The organism is Ruegeria sp. S263, from assembly GCF_056780525.1.
On sequence record NZ_JBQUVJ010000003.1, the window covers coordinates 36,581 to 59,270 of the forward strand.

The 22,690-nt window shown below is 56.2% G+C and carries 21 protein-coding genes and 2 pseudogenes; 14 read left to right on the plus strand and 9 right to left on the minus strand.

All coding sequences use genetic code 11. The annotated features are described in order from the left end of the window. Nucleotides 1-50 precede the first annotated feature (50 nt). On the minus strand, nucleotides 51-815 hold the full coding sequence (locus ACT2B1_RS18790; RefSeq protein WP_481669149.1) for a DeoR/GlpR family DNA-binding transcription regulator: 765 nt from the start codon (nucleotides 813-815) through the stop codon (nucleotides 51-53). A 179-nt stretch (nucleotides 816-994) separates the two neighbouring features. Between ACT2B1_RS18790 and pyk the strand changes: the two genes are divergently transcribed. The 4 genes from pyk to ACT2B1_RS18810 all read left to right on the plus strand — a co-directional run bounded on the left by pyk (nucleotide 995) and on the right by ACT2B1_RS18810 (nucleotide 5,231). Continuing rightward, nucleotides 995-2,443, plus strand: coding sequence for a pyruvate kinase (pyk, locus tag ACT2B1_RS18795; protein ID WP_171241417.1), 1,449 nt, complete (start codon nucleotides 995-997; stop codon nucleotides 2,441-2,443). Between the two features lie 17 nt (nucleotides 2,444-2,460). Continuing rightward, nucleotides 2,461-3,462, plus strand: a complete 1,002-nt coding sequence (gene gap, locus ACT2B1_RS18800) for a type I glyceraldehyde-3-phosphate dehydrogenase (RefSeq protein WP_171124699.1) — start codon at nucleotides 2,461-2,463, stop codon at nucleotides 3,460-3,462. A gap of 10 nt (nucleotides 3,463-3,472) precedes the next feature. Continuing rightward, the gene (gene eno / locus ACT2B1_RS18805; RefSeq protein ID WP_481668957.1) at nucleotides 3,473-4,750 is read left to right on the plus strand and encodes a phosphopyruvate hydratase; all 1,278 of its coding nucleotides are present in this window, start codon (nucleotides 3,473-3,475) and stop codon (nucleotides 4,748-4,750) included. 238 nt (nucleotides 4,751-4,988) lie between these two features. Next, nucleotides 4,989-5,231 carry a glycine zipper 2TM domain-containing protein gene (locus ACT2B1_RS18810; protein ID WP_171125516.1) on the plus strand — a complete coding sequence of 81 codons (243 nt, stop codon included), beginning with the start codon at nucleotides 4,989-4,991 and terminating at the stop codon, nucleotides 5,229-5,231. A gap of 138 nt (nucleotides 5,232-5,369) precedes the next feature. On the opposite strand, the gene ACT2B1_RS18815 is transcribed toward ACT2B1_RS18810, so the two are convergent. From ACT2B1_RS18815 to ACT2B1_RS18825, 3 genes and pseudogenes are all read right to left on the minus strand, one after another. Beyond that, entirely contained in the window at nucleotides 5,370-6,212 is an 843-nt protein-coding gene (locus ACT2B1_RS18815) for a fumarylacetoacetate hydrolase family protein (RefSeq protein ID WP_171125519.1), read from the minus strand. Between the two features lie 18 nt (nucleotides 6,213-6,230). Next, a pseudogene (locus tag ACT2B1_RS18820) lies at nucleotides 6,231-6,734 on the minus strand (SDR family oxidoreductase); the annotation flags it as partial. Between the two features lie 514 nt (nucleotides 6,735-7,248). Next, on the minus strand, nucleotides 7,249-7,482 hold the full coding sequence (locus ACT2B1_RS18825) for a hypothetical protein (protein ID WP_171125552.1): 234 nt from the start codon (nucleotides 7,480-7,482) through the stop codon (nucleotides 7,249-7,251). A 99-nt stretch (nucleotides 7,483-7,581) separates the two neighbouring features. Here ACT2B1_RS18825 and ACT2B1_RS18830 point away from each other — a divergent pair, with 99 nt between their 5' ends. From ACT2B1_RS18830 to ACT2B1_RS18855, 6 genes are all read left to right on the plus strand, one after another. After that, complete coding sequence (locus ACT2B1_RS18830; protein WP_481669150.1) at nucleotides 7,582-8,976, plus strand: hypothetical protein; 1,395 nt, start codon at nucleotides 7,582-7,584, stop codon at nucleotides 8,974-8,976. Between the two features lie 108 nt (nucleotides 8,977-9,084). After that, on the plus strand, nucleotides 9,085-9,333 hold the full coding sequence (locus ACT2B1_RS18835; protein WP_171126729.1) for a hypothetical protein: 249 nt from the start codon (nucleotides 9,085-9,087) through the stop codon (nucleotides 9,331-9,333). Between the two features lie 70 nt (nucleotides 9,334-9,403). Further along, nucleotides 9,404-10,282 (plus strand): LysR family transcriptional regulator, encoded by an 879-nt coding sequence (locus ACT2B1_RS18840; RefSeq protein WP_171125558.1) that lies wholly within the window; start codon nucleotides 9,404-9,406, stop codon nucleotides 10,280-10,282. A 92-nt stretch (nucleotides 10,283-10,374) separates the two neighbouring features. Continuing rightward, complete coding sequence (speB, locus tag ACT2B1_RS18845) at nucleotides 10,375-11,337, plus strand: agmatinase (protein WP_171125560.1); 963 nt, start codon at nucleotides 10,375-10,377, stop codon at nucleotides 11,335-11,337. Then, nucleotides 11,307-11,690, plus strand: coding sequence for a type 2 periplasmic-binding domain-containing protein (locus ACT2B1_RS18850; RefSeq protein ID WP_171172830.1), 384 nt, complete (start codon nucleotides 11,307-11,309; stop codon nucleotides 11,688-11,690). The genes speB and ACT2B1_RS18850 overlap by 31 nt, the downstream gene beginning before the upstream one ends. A gap of 237 nt (nucleotides 11,691-11,927) precedes the next feature. Further along, a complete protein-coding gene (locus ACT2B1_RS18855) occupies nucleotides 11,928-12,239 on the plus strand; it encodes a type 2 periplasmic-binding domain-containing protein (protein WP_371808193.1) in 312 nt (103 codons plus the stop codon). Here the strand turns inward: ACT2B1_RS18855 and ACT2B1_RS18860 are convergent. From ACT2B1_RS18860 to ccoG, 3 genes and pseudogenes are all read right to left on the minus strand, one after another. Then, a complete protein-coding gene (locus ACT2B1_RS18860; protein WP_217351017.1) occupies nucleotides 12,140-13,555 on the minus strand; it encodes a tetratricopeptide repeat protein in 1,416 nt (471 codons plus the stop codon). The genes ACT2B1_RS18855 and ACT2B1_RS18860 overlap by 100 nt on opposite strands. A 645-nt stretch (nucleotides 13,556-14,200) precedes the next feature. Further along, the gene (locus ACT2B1_RS18865) at nucleotides 14,201-14,446 is read right to left on the minus strand and encodes an HAD hydrolase-like protein (protein ID WP_171125513.1); all 246 of its coding nucleotides are present in this window, start codon (nucleotides 14,444-14,446) and stop codon (nucleotides 14,201-14,203) included. Then, a pseudogene (gene ccoG, locus ACT2B1_RS18870) lies at nucleotides 14,392-15,270 on the minus strand (cytochrome c oxidase accessory protein CcoG); the annotation flags it as partial. The gene ACT2B1_RS18865 and the pseudogene ccoG, both read right to left, overlap by 55 nt. Nucleotides 15,271-15,522: 252 nt before the next feature. On the opposite strand from ccoG, the gene ACT2B1_RS18875 reads away from it, so the two are divergent. Then, complete coding sequence (locus ACT2B1_RS18875) at nucleotides 15,523-16,923, plus strand: aminotransferase-like domain-containing protein (RefSeq protein WP_481669151.1); 1,401 nt, start codon at nucleotides 15,523-15,525, stop codon at nucleotides 16,921-16,923. Nucleotides 16,924-17,183: 260 nt separating this feature from the next. Here the strand turns inward: ACT2B1_RS18875 and ACT2B1_RS18880 are convergent, their stop codons facing one another. Together ACT2B1_RS18880 and ACT2B1_RS18885 are read right to left on the minus strand one after the other, a co-directional pair. Beyond that, nucleotides 17,184-17,540, minus strand: coding sequence for a DUF983 domain-containing protein (locus tag ACT2B1_RS18880; RefSeq protein ID WP_481669152.1), 357 nt, complete (start codon nucleotides 17,538-17,540; stop codon nucleotides 17,184-17,186). Nucleotides 17,541-17,822: 282 nt separating this feature from the next. Next, nucleotides 17,823-18,287, minus strand: a complete 465-nt coding sequence (locus tag ACT2B1_RS18885) for a phosphate-starvation-inducible PsiE family protein (protein WP_217354453.1) — start codon at nucleotides 18,285-18,287, stop codon at nucleotides 17,823-17,825. Nucleotides 18,288-18,689: 402 nt separating this feature from the next. Between ACT2B1_RS18885 and ACT2B1_RS18890 the strand changes: the two genes are divergently transcribed. The 3 genes from ACT2B1_RS18890 to ACT2B1_RS18900 are packed head-to-tail and all read left to right on the plus strand — an operon-like array spanning nucleotide 18,690 to nucleotide 22,689. Beyond that, complete coding sequence (locus ACT2B1_RS18890) at nucleotides 18,690-19,877, plus strand: acetyl-CoA C-acyltransferase (protein ID WP_171126733.1); 1,188 nt, start codon at nucleotides 18,690-18,692, stop codon at nucleotides 19,875-19,877. Between the two features lie 6 nt (nucleotides 19,878-19,883). Further along, nucleotides 19,884-20,609, plus strand: a complete 726-nt coding sequence (locus ACT2B1_RS18895) for an IclR family transcriptional regulator (protein WP_481669153.1) — start codon at nucleotides 19,884-19,886, stop codon at nucleotides 20,607-20,609. Nucleotides 20,610-20,628: 19 nt separating this feature from the next. Continuing rightward, a complete protein-coding gene (locus ACT2B1_RS18900) occupies nucleotides 20,629-22,689 on the plus strand; it encodes a 3-hydroxyacyl-CoA dehydrogenase NAD-binding domain-containing protein (RefSeq protein ID WP_481669154.1) in 2,061 nt (686 codons plus the stop codon). Nucleotide 22,690 lies beyond the last annotated feature (1 nt).

Here is a 22,690-nt window from a genome sequence, read left to right on the forward strand (position 1 = left end):
CTACGACCGCAAGCGGTCGCAGGGCGCCACCTTGGCCTTGCGACCGCGCCTCAGGGTTGCGCGACGTTGATGGATGTGCCGAGTTCGCGCGCCTTCTGCATCATACCGTCCGGCAACGGTGCATCGGTGAAAAGGATATCGGTATCGGCAAGATTCCCAATCCGCCCAGGGGCTGACCGCAGCATTTTTGAGCTATCGGCAACCACAAAAGTCGACTTTGACTGTCGTATGATGGACTTCGTCGCGCGCACTTCCTGAAAATCGAAATCCAGCAGATCCAAGTCTGCGTCAATTCTGGCGCAGCTTATGATTGAATGGTCGAATTTGAACAAATCCACCACCTGTGTTGTCAGGTTGCCAAGTAGACCACCGTCTGTGCGCCGCAACGAACCACCTGCGACAACAATTTCGATATCCGGGTTCACCGCAAGGATATTGGCGGTGTTCAGGCTGTTGGTGACAACCAACAGGTCTTTGTGGGCCAGCAACTCATGGGCAACAGCTTCGGTGGTGGTTCCGATGTTTATGAAAACGGTTGCGCCGTTTGGAATGCTGCCGGCGCATTCTCGGCCAATTCTTGCCTTGCCTTCAGTATTTCGGCTGCGGCGCTGCACATAGTCGAGATTTCCCGCCCCCGAAGACACGACAGCGCCCCCGTGAACGCGTTCCAGTTGGCCGGTATCAGATAGCTGCGCAAGGTCTCGGCGGATGGTCTGCTCGGCGACCCCAAAGCGTCGGGCAAGATCTTCGACCCGGATCGTTCCTTCGATTTGAGCGATGTGCAGAATCTCAGATTTTCTGTTCTTGCCGAGCATGTTTTGATCCTTTGCGCTCAAAAATAGATGTGCGGTTTTTGTGTGGTTTTCAAGATAATTCGAAATTATCGAACATAATTGCCAAAAAAGAACGCCTGAATGCGCGAAAATGTTGACTTTTGGCTTGAATGATGATTGTTAGCGATAACAAATGAAAATGGTTCAGGGGCAAGGTCCGAATGATCCGAAACAGAAACATCAAAGTTGTGGCGACGCTTGGTCCAGCCTCAAGCAGCTATGAAACCATCCGTGCCCTAAAAACCGAAGGGGCGGATGTGTTCCGCCTCAACATGAGCCACGGACGGCACGATGATATCGCCCGGTTGCATGCCACGATCCGCAAGGTTGAGGCGGATATGAACGCGCCCATTTGTATTCTGGCAGACCTTCAGGGCCCCAAGCTGCGCTGCGGCCTGTTCGAAGGCGGTGGTGCGCTGTTGGTCGATGGGCAGAGCTTTCGGTTTGATCTGGAGGGCACCGCGGGAAATCAAAATCGTGTTCAGTTGCCGCATCCGGAAATCTTCCGGGCTCTGACCCCGGGTGCAACGCTACTGGTCAATGACGGTCTCATTCGCATGTCTGTGATTGATTGCTCAGACCAACATGCCGAGTGTCGCGTTATGGTAGGCGGGCGTATTTCCGACCGCAAAGGCGTGAATGTCCCTGATGTCGTGCTTCCTTTGGCTGCGTTGTCCGACAAGGACCGGGCAGATCTTGAGTTTGTGTGCGAGCTTGGTGTCGAATGGCTTGCCTTGTCATTTGTGCAAAGGCCCGAAGACATCGAAGACGCGCGCAAACTGGCAAAAGGCCGGGCGCGTATTTTGAGCAAGATTGAAAAACCGGCGGCGGTAAACTGTTTTCCTGCAATTCTGGATGCGTCGGATGCGATCATGGTGGCGCGTGGCGACCTGGGTGTGGAACTGCCCATCCAAAAGGTTCCGGCAATCCAAAAGCAGCTGGTGCGGGGGTGCCGCGCGGCCGGGAAGCCTGTGATTGTCGCAACTCAGATGCTGGAAAGCATGACCGGCAGCCCTGTGCCCACCCGCGCTGAAGTGTCCGATGTCGCTTCGGCCATTTATGACGGTGCCGATGCGGTCATGTTGTCGGCAGAATCCGCAGCGGGACAATTTCCGGTCGATGCAGTTCAGATGATGAACGCTATAGCCGAGGAAACGGAACAGGATCCCGGTTACCTTGAAGCGATCGAAGCAGCACGCACCCCCTGCAAGAGCACGGTGTCCGAGGCGATTACATCTGCGGCTCGGGAAATCGCTGAGACGACCGCGCTGAAGACGATCTGTTGTTACACCATGTCCGGCTCGACGGCCACGTTGGCCGCACGGGAACGCCCGCGCGTGCCTATTCTGGCGCTGACCCCCGATCCGTCCGTCGCCAGAAGGCTGGGCCTGGTTTGGGGTCTATCCTGTGCTCCGGTCGATCCCGCCATCCGTTTCAAGGGCGCGGTAAAAGCGGCAGTCTGCGCCGCGCGGGATATGGGGCTGGCCGGTCAGGATGACCGCATCGCGGTTACGGCGGGCATTCCTTTCAACACTGCAGGCACCACGAACATCCTGCGCGTCGTGTCGATGTCAGAATCCCTTGATGCGCAATCCGAAGCGGCATTCTAAATTTTTGGAGAAGTAAAATGACGGTAAAAGTAGCAATCAACGGGTTTGGTCGCATCGGTCGCAGTGTCCTAAGATCTTTGGTTGAGGCAGGGCGGAACGATGTCGCCGTGGTGGCCATCAATGATCTTGGTCCGATTGAGACGAACGCGCATTTGTTGAAATACGACAGCGTTCATGGGCGACTGGATACAGATATTCAGGTTGATGGAAACACTTTGCTTGTTGGTGGGCGCGAAATACGCGTCAGTGCAGAGCGCGACCCCGCAAAGCTGGCTTGGCAGGATGTCGACGTCGCACTTGAATGCACCGGTCTGTTTACAAAACGCGAAAGCGCCATTCAGCACGTGAGCAATGGGTCAAAGAAAGTTTTGGTTTCCGCCCCGGCTTCGGGTGCTGACAAGACGATCGTTTATGGCGTGAACCACAAAAGTCTGACAGGCAACGAGATCGTTGTGTCGAATGCAAGTTGTACAACCAACTGCCTGTCTCCGGTTGCCAAGGTGCTGGACGACGCCTTTGGGATTGAAACCGGTTACATGACCACAGTGCATTCTTACACAGGTGATCAACCTACCCTGGATACGATGCACAAAGACCTCTACCGCGCCCGAGCGGCCGCGATGTCGATGATCCCGACCTCGACAGGAGCGGCCCGTGCTGTCGGTGAGGTTCTTCCCCAGCTCAAAGGGAAATTGGACGGTTCTGCCATCCGGGTGCCGACACCGAATGTTTCGGCTGTCGATTTTTGCTTTATGCCGAAACAAGACGTAACCGTGGATCAGATCAACGACGCAATTCGCGCCGCAGCAGACGGCGAAATGCGTGGGGTACTGGCGGTGACAGATGAGCCGTTGGTTTCCGCAGACTTCAATCACGACCCCCATTCGTCGATCTTTGCCACCCAGCAGACCCGTCTGACCGAGGGTGGAATGGTTCGGATTCTGAGCTGGTACGACAATGAATGGGGTTTCTCCAATCGAATGCTGGACACCGCCCGCGTGATGGCAACCAAAGTCTGAGGGCCACATAATGAGCACAATCATCGACATCCACGCCCGTGAAATTCTTGACAGTCGGGGCAACCCGACGGTTGAGGTGGACGTGATTTTGGAAGACGGCACGATGGGCCGGGCGGCGGTGCCGTCGGGGGCCTCGACCGGCGCCTATGAGGCGGTGGAAAAGCGCGATGGCGACAAGGCGCGCTATATGGGCAAGGGCGTGCTGGAAGCCGTTGCTGCGGTGAACGGTGAGATCGCGGAAGAACTGGTTGGCTTTGACGCGACTGAACAGGTCGCCATCGACCAGGCGATGATCGAACTGGACGGAACCGAGAACAAGGGCCGTCTGGGCGCGAACGCCATTCTGGGTGTCTCGCTGGCCACGGCCAAGGCCGCAGCCGATTTCACCACGCAGCCTCTGTATCGCTATGTCGGCGGCACGTCGGCGCGCGTTCTGCCCGTGCCGATGATGAACATCATCAATGGTGGTGAGCACGCGGACAACCCGATCGACATTCAGGAATTCATGATCATGCCGACCTCGGCCGCGAATATTCGCGAAGCGGTGCGCATGGGGTCCGAGGTGTTCCACACGCTGAAACGCGAACTGTCGGCGGCAGGTCTGGCCACTGGCGTCGGCGATGAGGGGGGCTTTGCACCCAACATCGCATCCACACGCGAAGCGCTGGATTTCATCCTGCAAGCCATTGAAAAGGCAGGTTACAAGCCGGGCGAGGAAATCCACCTTGCCCTGGATTGCGCCGCCACCGAGTACTACAGGGACGGCAAATACGTTCTGTCGGGCGAGAATATTTCGCTGACCTCCGAGGAAAACGCCGAGTATCTGGCGGCGCTGGTCAAAGACTATCCGATCATCTCAATCGAAGACGGCATGTCCGAGGATGACTGGGACGGGTGGAAGGCCCTGACCGACGCTATCGGCGACAAGGTCCAGCTTGTGGGCGACGACCTGTTTGTGACCAATCCCGCGCGTCTGGCCGAAGGGATCGAGCGCGGCTGCGCGAACTCGATGCTGGTCAAGGTGAACCAGATCGGATCGCTGACCGAAACCCTGCGCGCCGTCGATATGGCCCACCGCGCGCGCTATACCAACGTGATGTCGCACCGCTCGGGCGAGACCGAGGACGCCACCATTGCCGATCTGGCCGTGGCGACCAATTGCGGCCAGATCAAGACCGGCTCGCTGGCGCGGTCGGACCGGTTGGCCAAGTACAACCAGCTGATCCGCATCGAGGAATCGCTGGGCGAGGTCGCCGAATACGCTGGGGCTTCGATCCTGAAGCGGTGAAATCCAGTCGGGGTGCGACCTTGATCCAAACTCTGTGAGAGGGGTCGCACACGCAGGACGAAAATGACGAATACCCTGAATCCTCACCCTTGCGCGCATTGAGTGAGAAGCTCAGCGCCAAGTGAGTACATTAAGATAAGATTACGGTTGCTTAATATTGCGGTTGGAGCCTTGCAGGGAAACCGCTCACGGACCACCTAATCGGGTATCCCATTGGACAAAATCAGAGGCGATCAGGATGAAAAAGGTGGTGTTGACCAGCATTGTTGGCGGATCGTTGTTCTTGGCGGCATGTGGGGCCCCAACAACGCCAACTCAGGCCCAACTACAGCATGACGCGCGCTGCGCTGCGGGTGTTCTGGGCGGTGCCGCACTTGGTGGAGTGGTTGGGAACCGGTTCGGTGGTGGAACAGGCAAGGCTCTGTCTACCGCAGCCGGCGCGGGTCTGGGGATGTATGCAGGTCAAGCGGCCTGCCACTGACCACATTTAGTCGGATGCGCCGTCTTGCTTGAATTTACTATTTTGATTTAATCTGTGGGAACACTTGCTGGAAGGATTGCCCCGAACACATGGTTTGCGGCTCGGATGCAAAGGTGTTTTCCGGGTTCGAAAGCCGGTTTATCCGGCTGCAACGTTCTGCCGTTGAATGCCCAGCCCTTCGATCCCTAGTTCCATCTTGTCACCGGGTTTCAGATAAGTCGCAGGGTCTTGACCCATGCCAACACCCGGCGGTGTTCCGGTTGAGATGACATCCCCCGACTGCAGGGACATGAACTGCGACAGATGCGAAATAACGGTCGCGACGCCGAAATGCATCGTCTTTGTCGACCCGTCCTGATACCGATGCCCGTTGACCTCTAGGTACATCGGCAGGTTCTGCGGGTCTGGTACTTCGTCGCGTGTGACCAGCCAAGGGCCGATCGGGCCGAAAGTGTCTGCGGACTTCCCCTTGACCCACTGACCTGAACGATGCAACTGAAAGTCCCTTTCGGATAGATCATTGATCACACAATATCCGGCCACGTAATCCAGAGCTTCGGCCTCTGAGACATATTTTGCCTCTTTCCCGATGACGACGCCCAATTCCACTTCCCAATCGGTCTTGACTGAATTGCGCGGGATTTCCACGGTGTCGTTGGGTCCGATGATAGCCGATGTCGCCTTGAAAAAGATTACGGGTTCATCCGGCAATGCCATTCCGCTTTCAGCGGCGTGGTCGGCATAATTCAAGCCAATGCAGATAAACTTGCCCACGTGTCCGACGCAGGACCCGATACGTGTGTCTGCCGCAACAAGCGGCAAGTTGGCGACGTCTACAGCCCGTAAGCGGTTCAGGCTTTCGTCGATTAGAACCGGACCTGAGATATCGTCAACGATGCCTGATAGGTCGCGGATATTGCCGTCCTCGTCCAGAATGCCGGGTTTTTCTGCCCCCACAGTTCCGTGCCTCAGCAGTTTCATTTCATGGTCCCTTTCCGTTCAGATGGTCCAACCGCCGTCGACTGCGAATGGTTGTCCCGAGGTATATCTACTGGCGTCACTTGCGAGATACAGTGCAAGTTCGGCTATTTCTTCCGGTTTGCCGATCCGGCCCATCGGTTGCCGCGCGATAAAGTCAGTCATTGCTTGGTCGTAGTCACCCGACGCGCGCAAACGGTCGTGCAGGCTTGGGCTGTCGACCGTCCCCGGACAAATCGCGTTACACCGGATTTTTTGGGTTACGAAATCGGCAGCGACGGACTTGGTCAGGCCGATCACGGCCGCTTTTGATGCGCAATAGGCAAACCTGTTCGGTACGCCCTTCATGGATGATGCGACGGACGACATATTGATGATCGACCCGCCACCTTCTTTGAGCATTCCGGGCAGGGTTAGCTGGATCAGCCTGAACATTGCTTTGACGTTAAGGTCAAAACTGAAGTCCCAGTCCTTTTCGCTGCATTCCAGAATTGATCCGCTGGCAACAAAGCCTGCGCAATTGACATGCAGGTGTGTGATGAAGATGTCATTGATCAACTGACCCGGAACCTGCATCCCGATGATATTGCGAACGCAGCCCGATCCGAAATCGAAGAAGAACCGTTTTCCATTGCCCAATTCCACCATGATACATGTCCCGGCCTGATCTTCACGGGGTGGAAATGGAGTTGAACCACAGAATGAAATCCGCATCTCGTCAGGCCCGAGTTCCTCGGACAGCGGGAAATAGTTCGCGTTCGAGCCTGTCATGTATTTCGTGGGGCGAAAATACTCTGGCAAAGTGATGCCCCCGGCAGGCCTGCCGCCGTAAGGGTTCTTAAGGGTTTCACCCAGTGGTCCATTGCCTTGGTGCGCTTGCGCTTCGCCTGTACCGTAACTGACCGCTCCGGTTGCGACTGCACCTGCGGCCAACCCCTGAATAACGTGCCGCCGTGAAGGGTTTTCGATTTCGTCAGATTGCTGGTTCGGATTGTTCTTAATATCTTTGCTGTTGTCTTCTTTTGTCATGGCCATGCCCTCAATTGGAAATGCTACGAGGATCGCGCTTCACCATCCGGCGAAGCTCGTTCACGAGTTCAGATTTGATGTGGGCCCATTCCGCGCGCTCTGAGGCTGTGATGGATACGTCATCCAATTGCGTCGAAACCTTCCGTAGGTCCTCGATGACTTCTTTCAGCAACGCATCCGCTTTGATACGCCCTGAAAGCACTTCGGAAAGTTCTGGTATCTCTTCAATCAGATCCACCGCCACTGGATAAATCCCGGTTCCCACTATCTATTCTCACATCCAGATGAGTGTGGTTGACCGCATCGGCCAAGTGAGTCACCGTGAGTTGGGGGTGAGTTTGCCTTGAACACAGTCAATGATTTGCAGATAGATCAAGATGTTGGGCAGCCGTCGCCGGATCTTGTCCGCGAAGCACTCGCGCGTGTTGTATCAAGCGAAGAGTTTCAGGCTTCGCCCCGCCTCCAGCAGTTTCCTACCTACGTTGTCGAGGAAACTATCGCGGGTCGCGGCCCCCAGATTCGGGGTAAAGCAATCGCTGTCGAGGTCTATGGGCGCCGCATTGACGGTTCTGGCGGTCAAAACCTTGTTCGTGTCGAAGCCAGACGGCTGCGTCGATTACTGCGTGAGTACTATGACGATCACTGGGATGGTACCGGCGTTCAGATATTTGTCGATCCTGGCGGCTACAAACCTCGATTTTCGTACGAGGCCCCGCCTGAAGATCGCACCGAAAATGTTAGAACGCACAAAGGTGCTGCGCGGCGTTCCTGGCGCGCATTGCTTTTCGGATTTGGGGCTCTCGCTTCTGTCGCTGGCCTTGGGATTTGGCTCGGCTGGGAACGCAACGAGTCTATGCCAACATCCAATTTCAGAGAGCAAGCGGAACGAGCCGCACTTGGCGAGCAGTCTTTGACGCGATTGCAGGCGTCTAACCTTGCGGATCAGGCGCGCGGCATGTTTTTCCCCGTCTTTGACGCTGAACGTCAGCGGATCGCACTAGGAATGTTCCAGCACGCGACCGAACTCGACCCTGCGCTGTCCGACGGCTACGCCGGATCGGCGCAGGTTTTGGCGACTCTGGCATTGTTGTCACCGGATGAAGCGCAGAGAGAAGAGCTTATTGGCCAAGCTTCGAAAATGTCAGGGAAGGCGCTTGAATTATCCCCAACTGATGCGTGGGCGAATGCTGCAAATGGATGGGTATTGGCTGTAAGCGGTCAGTCAAACGACGCTTTGAAATTTGCGAAGATTTCGATCGAACTGACCCCATCGGACGGCCATGTTTTGGATCTTGTTGGAATAACGGCCATTGTTGCCAATGCACCCGAGCTTGCAGCCCAAGTCAGCAACCCCGAGAGATCCCGAACGGGATCTGGCCGATTTGGCGCAAGAAACATCTGGGGGGTCTCGCAGCTTATGCTCGGGAATTACGAAAGTGTTGTCGAAGCCTTTCAAGGCGCTCCAGCCGCCGGCGCCCCTGTCAGCGCCCCTTCATTGCTGTTTCAAGCTGTTGCGCAAAACAAATTAGGAAACTCAGAGTCTGCGCGACAACTTGTTACTGAAATGCGAAAGACGTGGCCCGAGTTTCCTTACGAACTTCTCACCAACAGAATCTTTCCAAATGCTGGTGCGACCCGAAATTCAATATTCGAAACACTAGAAGTGTATGATCAATTGGGTTGCAAGAGTCCGTGTCACGGGCGCGTAAGGTCAAGCGTTAGCGTGTCCGACGAATAAGGATTGTCTGAACGGGACTTTTCATATCTGGCCGGATCTATCTGCGCCGAGATCAGCGCACCAATTGCTGCAGTTTTTGTACCCAGGGCTCGTCCTTTGGCTGCGCCAATGTCCCCAGTTCTGCCCCGCGCCATATCCGGAAATGGCCAACTCGGGCGCGACGAGCAGATCGGAGCCCTCTGCCTTGGCATCGCGCATGGCCTGTTCCAACCGGGTCTAACGGTCTTGGGGGGTGCCGCCCGCCTGCATCTGAAATGCGGTGATTTTCATGTTCGACCCCTTGTCGTGGTGCAGTTGGATCAAAAATTCAGCGTTTCCTTTCGCGACCGTATTCAGAATGCCGGATTCAACAAATAGTGCGTTGCAAACGGATACATTTCTCAGGCTCAATGAAAAGATGAAAATAACTGGCTCAGACATCCATCTTTTGACCGTATTTAACAGTGTGGTGCGCAATCGGGGTTTTTCGGCTGCGCAGGTTGAGCTTGGCATCAGCCAGCCGACGATCTCAAACCATATTACTGCGTTAGAGGAGCGTTTGGGCGTGCGCCTGTGTCAACGCGGGCGCCGCGGGTTCCTGCTGACCGAAAAGGGTCAGATGGTGCATGAGATAGGCATGGCTCTGCTTGGGTCTTTGGACGAACACTCGACCCATCTGGCCGAGTTGAAAGGCAATATGGTGGGCCGTTTGAAGCTGGCGGTGGTTGACGCCACCACAAGCGACAAAAATTTCAAGCTGCCGCAAGCTATAAAACGGTTCACCGAAGCCGCGCCCGCAGTTCGGATTGATCTTTCGATTTCCGAGCCGCAGGAGATTCTACAAGGTATTCTGGACGGTAGTTACCACATTGGGATTGGGAGTTTTGATAATGTTGGTAACGGGTTAAGTCTGACCGATTTATACGATGAAAACCACGCGCTCTATTGTGCGGGTACACATCCTCTTTTTGGCGCCCTCGCAGAAGAGATCACCGAGGATGTGATCGCACGTCAGGCCTGGGTGCATCGCGGATACTGGAATCAGCAAAGGCGGAAGACCCTGAAACCGTCCGAAAGGGACCTGTTTGTGCAGAAAATCGAAGCTCAGCTCATCTTGGTTCTGAGCGGAGCCTATGTCGGTCTGTTGCCCCTGCATCTGGCAACCCCACTGGAGCGCGAGGGCCGTGTCCGGCGTCTGCCCAATAGCCACGGCGACTTTACCTGCACCATGCAGATTGTCACCCGCTCCGGGAGCCTGCCTAACGTCAATGAGCTGTTCATTTCAATTCTCGAAGGGGTTTATAGGCCAAATTACATTGGGAAATGAAAATGTAAGAGTTTGCGCAACGGTATTTTTCGAGCGCCCGCCTCTGGTTAAGGTCTGGCGATAGTCGAAAAAACAGCGCGACGGGAACCACAATGCCAGACACCGCAAGGCCGCATTTCAATCAACCTTTGGGCGGAAATGAGATGCCGCGTTTCGGGGGTGGAACCACGATGATGCGGCTTCCGGCTCAGGATACAGCGCAGGGGCTGGATGCTTGTTTCGTTGGGATTCCAATGGATATCGGTACGTCGAACAGAACCGGTACACGTTACGGCCCACGGGCAATTCGCGCTGAAAGCTGCATGTTGCGGCCCTTTAATATGGCCACCGGCGCGGCACCTTTTGCCAATATGCAGGTGGCGGATATCGGGGACGTAGCGATCAACACCTTCGATCTGAAAAAATCCGTGGACATCATCACCGACGCCTATGATCAGATCCTCAGCCACAACACCGTGCCGATCACGCTGGGCGGTGATCACACGCTGACCTATCCTGTGCTACGCGCGATTGCCCGCAAGCACGGCCCGGTGGCCTTGATCCATGTCGATGCGCATTCAGACACGAATGACGAGATGTTCGGCGAAAAGATCGCCCATGGCACCCCCTTCCGGCGCGCGGTCGAAGATGGGTTGCTGCAAAATGAAAAAGTTTTTCAGATCGGGTTGCGCGGCACGGGTTACGCGCCCGATGATTTTGACTGGGGCCGCAAACAGGGTTTTATCGTCATTCAGGCCGAAGAATGCTGGCACAAGTCTCTAATCCCCTTGATGCAAGATATCCGTGCAAATATCGGAGATACGCCCACTTATCTGACCTTTGATATCGACAGTCTGGATCCGGCCTATGCCCCCGGCACTGGCACGGTTGAAATGGGCGGGCTGACCAATATCCAAGCGCTTGAGATCGTGCGTGGTTGTGCCGGGCTCAACCTTGTCGGAACCGATTTGGTTGAGGTCTCGCCGCAATACGATGTCAGCGGCTGCACCGCGCTGATCGGGGCCAACCTGGCCTATGAAATGCTATGTGTTTTGCCCGGAAACCAGGCCAATTAACGGCACTAATAGGAGACCGCAATGCCACAATCACCTTTCCGCGCCGCCGCTTTCTGGGTACTGCCGCCGCCCTTTCCGTGCCTACGATCGTCAGCGCCGCACAGCCGCTGAAGGTCGGAACCTATGGCGGGTTCTTCAAGGACAGCTTCAAGCAGTTCATCTTTTCTGAGTTCACCAAGGCCACAGAGATCGAGGTGAACTCGGCCGCCGTTCCCACGGGCGAAACTTGGCTGGTGCAGATCAAGAACGTCGCCCGCGCCAAGACCGCGCCTGCGGACGTCTCGCTGATGGCTGGTATTCCGCGAAGCAACGGGGCCGCCCACCGAAATCGCCCAAACTTGTGTCGGCCATGATTGGGTCGCATCCCTATATCCTGATCGCGAACTCCGAACATTCTTTGGCGGGGTTAAGCGCAGTGTCGTCCTAAGCGATTTTGCAGGGAACGTTCATCGCCCGAGAAGAGGGATTGGGCACCCGGATGCTGATGGCGCGCTATCTGGACGACATGGGAGCAGGGCAAAGCTATCGGGTTTCGGTTATGGGGTAACGAAACCATCAAACAGGCCGTGAATGCAGGGCTGGGTATTGCTATGCTGTTCAAACATACGGTTATGGAAGAGCTGAAAACTGGGCGTCTGGTCAGCCTGAACCTGAACGTTCTGCCGCTGCAGCGGCATTGGCATCTTATTCAGCCACTCAATATACCGGGCGCGCCCGCAGCAAAAACAATCTGGGGCGAGATTTGTGAAATGGAAGGTAGTTTCCTGCCCCGACAGATCAGGGGCAGGGGTCTGCCGGCTTGTCAGGCCGAGGCAAGCACGTCGGCCTTCGACGTGGCCCGAGCTGCGCCGCTGTTATCGCCTAATCCTTTCAACGCGCGCGCGACGGCTCGCCAGTTTTGAACAGACGTTGGCTTTAATCCGGCGCGCTCATTGGCCAACCCCAGCGCCAGATCATAGCGTTTGTCGCGCAAGGCGGCCTCCAGCAAGGTCCAGCCGATGATGTCCCGCTGGGCAAAGCTGCCGCCCAAGCGGTGGGTCATATAACGGACCGGCAACAAGCGTTCGACGCAAGCGGAATAATCTTCGCGCTTAAAGTCCTGAATTGCCATGCAAAAAGGCATTCCTATTTCGCGGCTCATTGCAGCGTTCGCGTCCGAGGCGCTTTCGAGATAGCGTTTGTTGGCGTGGATCAACAGGTCTTGTGCCTCTAACCGGTCGTCAGACGCAAATGTCATCATCGCGTGCACATCATTGAATGCATAAAGCGTGTCCTGGGCCGCCGGTTCCCATTTGTTGGCCAGATGCACCCAGCGGTCGCCCGAATCCTGACCGGCCAGATTCATACGCCACAGCAGGGCCGCCGCATCCAGCTCTTCGTATTTGTTGCCATCCTTCTGGCGGGAATCCAGGTGGTGATCAAAGATATCGTAGACCTGATCATATTGCTCCAGATCGAGGTGATATAGCGAGGTGTGCCACCATAGGTGGTTTGCGAAATTAGACGTGCCCCAGACGTCAGCGCGATCTTTCATGAACTTGATGCCGCAGGATTGCTGTCCGCGCATCTCCATCACATGGCTTACTGCGTGAATCGCATAGGGGTTGTCAGGCCGGATATCCAATGCCTGTCGTGCCAGATCTTCGGCATGGGTAAAGTCGCGGTTTTCTTCCAACCCAAAAGCGTAGAAGCCCAGAACAAACTCATAGCCCGGAATATCGGGATCCCACAGGTTGAAGACACGGGCGGCCACGTCGCGCTGCCCCGGGACATCGCCAAGCAAAACCATGGTGTAGTGGATCAGACCAAGCGCAAACAGATCCTTAGGGTATTGCGTCAGAACGGCCTCCCACTTCTGTAAGGCCCCAAAAAAATCACCAGCCGCCCAGGCTTTGACAGCCGCCAGGTGACCCTGCTCGCGTGTGTTGGCCTGGTCTGACAGTTGTTCCGCGCGCGTGATCGCTTCGATGAACTGCGGGTACACGCGCGTTTCCATGAACTGTGTCAGCCATCCAGCCTTGAACAGCCACCCCATGACAAAGCGGGGATGCTCGGCCAAAATCGCTTCAATGCCGGCAATTGCGTCTCCGCGGAAGGACAAGGATTGTTCAATCGCCCGTTCCAACCCCTCGATGGCCGATGCGTCGCCATAAGAAACCGGTACCCCGCGAATATCCTTTGAGGACCGCGGAGTGCCTTGCATTTGATCGAGAGCCATTTTGTCGTCCTTAGCCGCTGTCAATAAACATATCTCTTATTCGAACCGCTCGCGCTTATTGGGCAAGCGTTGTCTGCACCATTTCGGGCTGGCCTTGTCCTCGTTTATGCCACAGGCGGTACCTGACCGAGTATGAGCTTCGCTGATTTGTGAAGGGGAGTGTTAGTTTCGTGTTCAGATTGGGTCAGCGAGCGCAGATTATTGCATCACAAAAGGAATTTCGGCAGGAATCGGTTAAAATTTGAAACATGTGCCAAAAAGTCTGAAATAATTCTGAAATAATATTGACGAGAAAACACACCCCTTGGACCGCCAATAATTGACTTTGGCGGTTCAAGGGGTGAATCGACTCTGGGTGTATCAGGGCGACCGGGCGTTTTCGGAGTCGGCTAATAGTGCGTCCACAAAACCCGGCATGCCGTCGTGGTGGGAAAAGGATTGGGTATGCGGAATCAACCCGACCGGTTTCTTGCGATATCCTTCGGTGAACAGCAAAAACGGAACCTACGCACGCATTTCGGCCTCGGCATCAACCCCGCTGTCGCCGACAAAAATCTCAGGCCCCGGTGGCAGGTCTGCATAGGCCGAATACAGGGGAGCCGGGTCGGGGTTATGTACAGACGGTCTGTCCCCGGCGCACACGACCTAAAAATATTCTTCAAGATCAAGATGCTTAACGACGTCCATGCAGGGGACCGTTGGCTTGTATTTGCAAATTCCCAGGTTGTGACCTCCCTGAACCAGCGCATCCAGCGCCTGTTTGACGCCCGGATATATTAGCGTCAAATGAACGGCTTCCTGATAGCGTTCTTTGAACTTGCCCAATATCCGGTCATGATCCGCGTCATCACGTCGTTGCAGGCGTCGATGTACAAAGCGCAGGTGATGCATTCCATCTGTGATCCGTTCCTGATGTCGATTCCTTTCGGGCAGACATTCACTCAGCCCTTGCAGTCAATGCAATTGCCGGCATCCAATGTGTTGGCTTTGCCTCGCGGCTCTCCCCGCCAGTCACGATAGCCTACAACCAGAGTGTGTTCATCGATCATGGCAGCCTGAATGCGCGGCCCCGGGCAGGCATAAATGCAAATGTGCTCACGCATGAAGTCGACAAAGATGAACGTTGACAGCGTCACGAAACCGATGGTGCCGTAGGCGGCCGGGTGGGCAAAAAATGCGACCAGATCAGCCAGAAACGTTGGCGCGTTGGCGAAATAGATAACCCAAGCTCCGCCAGGCCCGACACTGATTAGCTGCCAGATGGTCCGTTTGGTCAAGCTCAACCGCCACTTCTGCAGGGTCCACGTGCTGCGATGCAGCCTGAGCCGCGCATTGCGGTCCCCTTCAATCCATCGCTCGACCAGAATGAACAGGTCGGCCCAGACAGTCTGCGGGCAAGCGTAGCCGCACCAAACGCGACCCAGCGCCGATGTGAACAGGAACAGTCCCAGACCTGCCATAATGAACAGGCTCGCGACGAAATAGAATTCGTGCGGCCAGATCTCGATCCAGAAAAAGTAAAGCCAACGGCTGGCAATATCGACCAGTACCGCCTGATCAGACAGGTTTGGACCCCAATCCCACCTGAGCCATGGGGTGACGTAATATATGCCCAGCGTAACGATCAAGATCACCCATTTGAGGCGGCGATAATAGCCTGACACCTGACGGGGAGATATGGGTTCGCGCGGAGCACATAGTGAGGGAGACGACATCCGTTACTTCTTGATCTTGCTTGGATTGTACCCAAGTTAGGTTCTGTCGGTTTTTGCATACCGCTGTGCTGCAATCGGGTGCGAAACACTGTGCTATTGCCTTGAAAGGTTGGAATGAAACGTCGAAAGTCTTTCCGTTTTTCGTTTACTTGCGCTTCTTTCTGCCCGGCGGCCATAAGGGCGGCACAAGCGTGATTGATGCATTTCAATATGCATACAAAGGGCATATAAATGCAGACAAGGAGTGAAGCAATGAATGACAGCACGCCAAATGTCGCATGGGTTCCAGCCGTCGAAGAAGGCAACGGCCCTATGTACCTTGCGATTGCTGAAGCCATTGCGCGCGATATTCGTGCGGGCGTCCTGCGCCCCGGTCAGCGGCTTCCGCCACAGCGCGCGCTGGCCAGTGTTCTCGGCATTGATTTCACGACCGTCAGCCGGGCGTATTCGGCTGCAGGAAAAGACGGTTTGGTCGAGGGGCGCGTGGGGCAGGGCACCTACGTCAAAGAGTCCAGGCCTGCCAATCCGGTGGCTTCGGACAGCGCAAAAAACCAGACTGTCGATATGAGCATGAACGTGCCTCCCCGGTTAGAGGATGCTGGGCTGGTGCGCAGTATGTGGCAGGGCTTTGATGCGCTTCGATCCGAACATGGGGTTGAGTTTCTGATGCGCTACCAGATGCCCGGTGGCAGTCATGAAGACCAACAGGCCGCGCAGTTCTGGCTTCAGCGCCATCTGGGGCTTCAGCCGCATGATGACATCATCATTTGCAATGGTGTGCAGGGCGCAACCTGGACTATTTTGTCGCTCATACTCGAGCCGGGCGATACGATATGCTGCGAAGAATTGACTTATCCCGGCCTTCTGGCGCTTGCGCGGCACCTGAAGCTGAACGTTGTGCCGATCCCAATGGATGCGGACGGTCTGGACCCCGACGCGCTGGATGAGGTTTGCCAGACCGCGAAGCCCCGTGCCATTTACGCCACGCCGACCTTGCACAACCCGACGACGATCACAATGCCCGTCGCACGGCGCGCGCGTATTGCCGAGGTTGCCTGCAAGCACGATCTTCACATCATTGAAGACGATGCCTATGGGGTGCTTGCAAGCACGGCGCCGGATCCGCTTTGTGCCATTGCGCCAGAGCGGACGTGGTACGTATCATCCCTTTCAAAGTGTCTGGCACCGTCGCTTCGCGTTTGCTTTATGGTGCCGCCATCCGGCACGTCGAATGACAGCGTCAGGCGGGCGATGCGCGCAAATGGCAGCGTCGTGTCACCGATTTCTGCAAGGTTGGCAACGAATTGGATCACCTCTGGCCTGGCCGACAAAATTTTGTCCGCGATCCGGTTTGAGACTGAACGGCGGCAGGGCGTACTGCATCAATCTCTGCCGGATATTCGTGTTCCAAAGGACGCATTTCATGTCTGGCTTCCGCTGCCGGGCGGGTGTTCCGCCACAGAGTTTGTTCTGAAGCTGCGCGGCTCGGGGCTGGGGCTTGTGCCCGGTGCAGCTTTTGCGCTTGGCAAGGCGCCAAATGCGGTCCGGGTTGCGCTTGGGTCTCCTGATACCGCGGCGAATTTGGGGACAGCATTGCGCAAACTGGTCGATGCGTTGGAAAACGCGGATCAGCACGATTGGATGGTTGTCTGAAAGTCCAAACGCTCACGGTAGATTCAGCCAGATTAAGAAAAGATGGACGTGGGTTCTGTTTCGCTTGAGGCGACAGGAAAAACCATCGCAGAACTTACTGCGACGGCTCATCTTTTTTGCTGAAATAGCCCTTGCGAGCGTCGCGTGACTGAAGGTTGAGGGAGATCATGTTGCGTAGCCGGGCTTTCCGGAAGGGAGTTGCGCAACCGACTAGGGCCTTGATCTGTCCGAAAAGCCTAGGCTTGCTTGGCAAGCCTGCCTTAGAACCCGTGCATGTGTTTTGCCCACTGAAGCCCAATTAGCGCGCCCTTGAACCGTGGCAGCAAGAACAGGGATAACGCAACTGCACCGGCGGATGTCACCGTCGCCATAACCAACGGCGTAGGTTCCCAGACAGACCAGATAATATGCAGCGCAAAGCCTGCTAAGTGACCAACGATCAAAATCGTAAAATACGCAGGGCCATCATCGGCGCGCGCGTGTGTCAGATCAAGGCCGCACACAGTGCACGTATCATTCACCTTTAGGTACTTGTGAAGCACGTGCCCTTTGCCACAGTTCGGGCATTTGCGAGCAAAGCCCCTGCGCAGGGCTGATCGTGTGTCTCTTTCTTCCATTTCCGAATCCAGCCATCAAAGATAAATTCTCGGGGTGTATGGCATACAAAAGCCAAACATTGTAGCAAAATGTCACTTTTTGTATGTATATTTTGACGCATGCGTTTGCAAATGGCGGGCGACTGTAACCTGCCGTCCACTCAACACATGGCCGCAATTCATTAAGATCGACGAGTACTACCTGACCTAAACGACGCAGCGCCCAGATTGTTGGACTGATCCGAACAAATCCGGGCGGCAATCAGTTTGTGCAGAATGCTTGTAGGGGGTGGGCGGTTCCGCTCATGGTTTTCTTGCTATGAGCCAGTACGTTACGCCCAACGCCAGACCGATCGCTGCATATCCAAGAAAGTAGTGAGGGTCCAAGCTCTTGTCGTCCAGCGTGATGATCTTTCGAGCGACCGCCATCAAGGCTGTCGCGACTACAAGCTTGATATGGATGACGTCGGCGGTCAGGTAGAGCGTGATATTTGTATAGATTTCGATCGCGATCAATACGACCAGAACAGCACTGAATACCGCCAGAAGATCGCTAACCTCCAGAATGTACAAAGGTGGTTCCATAAATTTCTGATAGGTTGTGAAACCGGCATCAATAATTGCCAACAAAATAATGCCGAGCATGAGGACAGATAACGCTCGAACGCCGTGGCGGATCATGCGGTTGCACCATCGAACGATAGCGTCCTCGTGGTTGGGATCCAGCTCTACGTGTTCTGGGACAAATTTGTTTTCACCGCCACTCATCGTCGTCTCCAATAGTAATTTTCTGTGCAAGCAACGGATATTGCACCAAATTGAATCGCTCACTTTTCTTTGATGTAATCCTCCCATGAATTGGAATTGCTTTTCCAGTCTGATCTGCCGGTCGTCAAAACAACGCGTTAGGCTGTTCTGGAAATGCCAATCCGACCCATTTGAATGGGGGTTTTGGGTGAGACTGTCGATCTTATAATTCCGCTATGCGGAACACTAAACCGCATATTGACTAACTCAGATCTTGGAGCTAGAACAACGGCGCTGCATCTGAGGAGAGTGTATTGCGCCAAACCCACCAGCTGATCGAAGAACAGGCAGCGAGCGAATTATCCCACAAGAAAGTTGGGGCTTTCGCGGACACACCGGCACAATTGATCAAAGAGGTTGAGAATGCTTGACGCATATATTTACGATGGGCTGCGCAGCCCGTTTGGTCGGCACGGCGGTGCGCTGGCATCGGTCCGGCCCGATGATCTGGCATCACAGGTTTTGGACGCGCTGGTTAAACGCAGCGCATTCGACGCGTCCGAGATCGAAGACGTCATTCTTGGCAATGTCTGCCAGTCGGGCGAAGACAGCCGCAACGTGGCCCGCTACACCGCATTACTGGCCGGTCTGCCGGTTGAGGTTGGCGGTCAGACCGTAAACCGCCTGTGTGGTTCGGGCATGTCAGCCGCTTTGGACGCCGCGCGTTCAGTTACAATTGGCGAGGCTCCTTTGTACGTCGCAGGCGGTGTCGAAAGCATGACCCGCGCCCCCTTTACCATTGCCAAGTCCGAAACCGCCTATGCAAGGCAAACACAGATCTTTGACAGTGCCATCGGTGTGCGCTTTCCAAATCCGCGCATCGCTGAGATGCATGGGGAATACCCGATGCCAGAAACCGCTGATAATCTGGCCCAGGACTATCAGATCACACGTGAGGCGTCGGATCAATTCGGATACAACTCTCAGGCCCGGTACGAGGCGGCCCGAGCGCGTGGCTTCTTTGATGCCGAGATCACCCCGATCACCATCAAGGGGCGCAAAGGGGCGACCCATGACGTTGGGCAGGACGAACATCCCCGCCCGGATACACAACTTGAGAAGATGTCGGCTTTGCGGACGATCTTCCCCGAGGGGGTGACGACTGCCGCCAATGCCTCGGGCGTTAATGATGGTGCGGCGATGCTGATGATCGGCGCCAGAACCGACCGTGCCGCGCCGCGCGCGCGGATTGTGGCCGGAGCCATCGCAGGCGTACCGCCCCGGATCATGGGAATCGGCCCGGCGTTCGCAGTCCCCAAGGCGCTGGAGCGTGCCGGTCTGACTTTGGATGACATGGACCTTATAGAGATTAACGAAGCCTTCGCGGCACAGGTTCTGGCCTGCTGCAAACACTTAGAGATTGATCCCGCTGACAGCCGCCTGAACCCCAACGGTGGTGCGATTGCGGTTGGTCACCCTCTGGGTGCGTCGGGTGCGCGGATCGTGCTGACCGCGATGCGGCATCTTGAGGAAACGGACGGGCGTTACGCCTGTCTGTCCATGTGCATCGGCGTGGGGCAGGGGATCGCCCTGATCCTGGAGCGCGTGTAAGCCCACATGTCGGACGCGGAAAGAGATCGCCGGTTTGCTTCGACCCTCGCCAAAGGGTTGCAGGTGATGCAGGCGTTCAAGCCCGGTGATGTCTCGCTGGGCAACCGCGAGTTGGCAAGGCGCACAGGAATGCCCCCATCCACCGTGGCGCGGACGACCTTCACCCTTGCCTCGATGGGGTTTTTGGAGCAGTTGCACCCGTCCGAGGCCTACCGGCTTGGGCCTTCGGCCATGGCGCTTGGATACACAGCACGCGCCGGGCTGTCCTTTCTGCCAATGGCCGAAATCGTGATGCAGCAACTGGCTGACGACACCGGTGTGTTGGTTGCGCTGTCCATGCGTCACGGCGATGCGGCCATGTTGACCCGCTGTTGGAGGCCGCGCAACGCATCGTCGCTGTGGCTGAGCGAGGGGCACCGGCTTCCGATGGAGCAAAGCGCCCCCGGTCGCGCCATTCTTGCCGCTGACCCAACGCTGGTTGCCGAAACTGAACAGGCACGGGCCGACCGCGAACATCTTGAAAGCAGAGGTTATGTAATTTCCTACGGAGGCTGGAACAGCGGCGTCAATGCTTGCGCTGTCCCGTTCCAAACCGCCCTGGGCACGCAGCCATTTGCCTTTCTGTGCGGTGCCAATGCCTCTGATCTGAATACCGAAAAACTGGAACGGGTTGTGGCGCCACGGCTGCGCGACACGGTGCAAACACTCAGGCATAGCCTTGGGTACATGTGATAGAAAGCAGGAGATTTTTATGACTGCGGTCGAAATTCGCAAAGAGGGTGAGGTCGCCCTTGTCAAGATCGACAGCCCTCCGGTCAATGCCGCCGGATATGACGTACGCGTCGGGCTGGTGAATGCAATTCAGGACGCGGCATCGGACGACGCAATCAAGGTCATCGCTCTTTTTGCTGCGGGTCGAACCTTTGTGGCCGGTGCAGACATCCGTGAGTTTGGCCAGCCGCCGAAACTGCCCGGCCTGCCCGAGGTTTGCGACCTGCTGGAGGCAAGTGCCAAGCCGATAGTCTGCGTTTTGCACGGGACGACACTGGGCGGCGGTCTTGAGATCGCTCTGAGTTGTCAGGCGCGGGTCGGCATCAAGGGCCTGAAACTGGGCCTGCCCGAGGTTAATCTGGGTTTGCTGCCCGGCGCAGGTGGGACTCAGCGTTTGCCCCGGCTTGTGGATGGTAAGACGGCTTTGACCATGATCACCTCGGGCAAGCCGATCTCGGCCGAAGCGGCACTGGAAGCTGGGCTGCTGGATGATTTGCAGGATGGTGACCCCGAGGCGGTTGCCCTGGCTGCTGGTCAGCAGGTTCTGGACGGCACACTCAAAACCCGCGTTACGGCTGAACAAGACAACCGCATCACCGCAGATGAGTTGAACACGTTCCGCGCCAAGGCAAAGGGCGAATTGGTAACCCGCGCATTGAAAGCGGCAGAGGCAAGCAGCCTTCCGCTGTCCGAAGGGTTGCAGGTAGAGCGTGACCTTTTTGTCGAAGCATTGGGCAGCAATGCTCATAAGGGCCTGAAACATGCGTTCTTTGCGGAACGCGCCGTGGCGCATATCCCCGAAGCCAAGGCGGACGCACGTGACCTGAAGTCTGGTGGTGTGATTGGTGGCGGTACCATGGGGTCGGGCATTGCAACGGCGATGTTGCTGGCCGGGATGCCTGTTACGCTGATTGAAATGGAAGAGGACCGCGTTGCTCTTGCCCGTGAGACCATCACCAAGAACCTCGACGGTGCAGTCAAACGCGGAAAACTGACCGAGGGGCAGCGGGACGCCGTTTTAGGCATGCTGACCTGCACCACCGATATGGCCGCTCTGGCGGACGCAGATGTGGTGATCGAAGCGGTATTCGAATCCACGGACGTAAAACGCGAGGTTTTCGGGAAGCTGGACCAGATCTGTAAACCGGGGGCTGTTCTGGCGACGAATACTTCGTATCTGGACGTCGATAAAATCGCGGCGACAACCAGCCGGCCTCAGGACGTGATCGGGTTGCACTTTTTCTCGCCCGCCCATGTGATGCGTTTGCTGGAAGTTGTGGTAGGTAAAGAGACCGCGCCCGAAATCGTCGCCACCAGCTTTAGGCTGGCCAAGAAACTGCGCAAAATCGCCGTGCGGTCAGAGGTTTGCGACGGCTTTATCGGCAACCGTATTCTGGCACATTACCGCAAGTCTTCCGCCTATATGCAACTGGACGGTGCGCCGTTTGAACAGATCGACGCCGCGCTTGAGGGTTTTGGCTTTGCGATGGGTCCCTTTGCTGTATCGGACTTGGCAGGGCAGGATATCGGCTGGGCCACGCGCAAGCGGCAGGCAGAGTTCCGCCCGGCCGAGGAGCGCTATGTCGAGATCGCCGACCGGGTCTGCGAGCAGGGCTGGTTTGGACGCAAGAGCGCTAAGGGTTTCTATATTTATGACGGCAAGACCCGCAGCGTGAACCCTGCCGTGGCCGAGTATGCGCAGGTCGAGCGCGAGGCCAAAGGTATCTCGCCCCGCAAATTTACCGATGCCGAGATCGTGGATTGCTATATGGCCGCGATGGTGTCCGAGGCCGCGCGAGTGGTCGAAGAAAAGATCGCCCTGCGCCCCATCGACGTGGATGCGGTTTTCCTGTTCGGTTACGGCTTTCCGCGCCACTGGGGCGGACCATTGCAATATGCAGACATCACAGGGCTGGATGTTCTGGTTCAGCGCATCGAGGAATACGCGAAAGAAGACCCGTATTACTGGCAGGTTCCAGCCCTGCTGCGTGAGCTGGCCGAGGCTGGCAAATCCTTTAACGATCTCAACAAGGAGGGCTGAG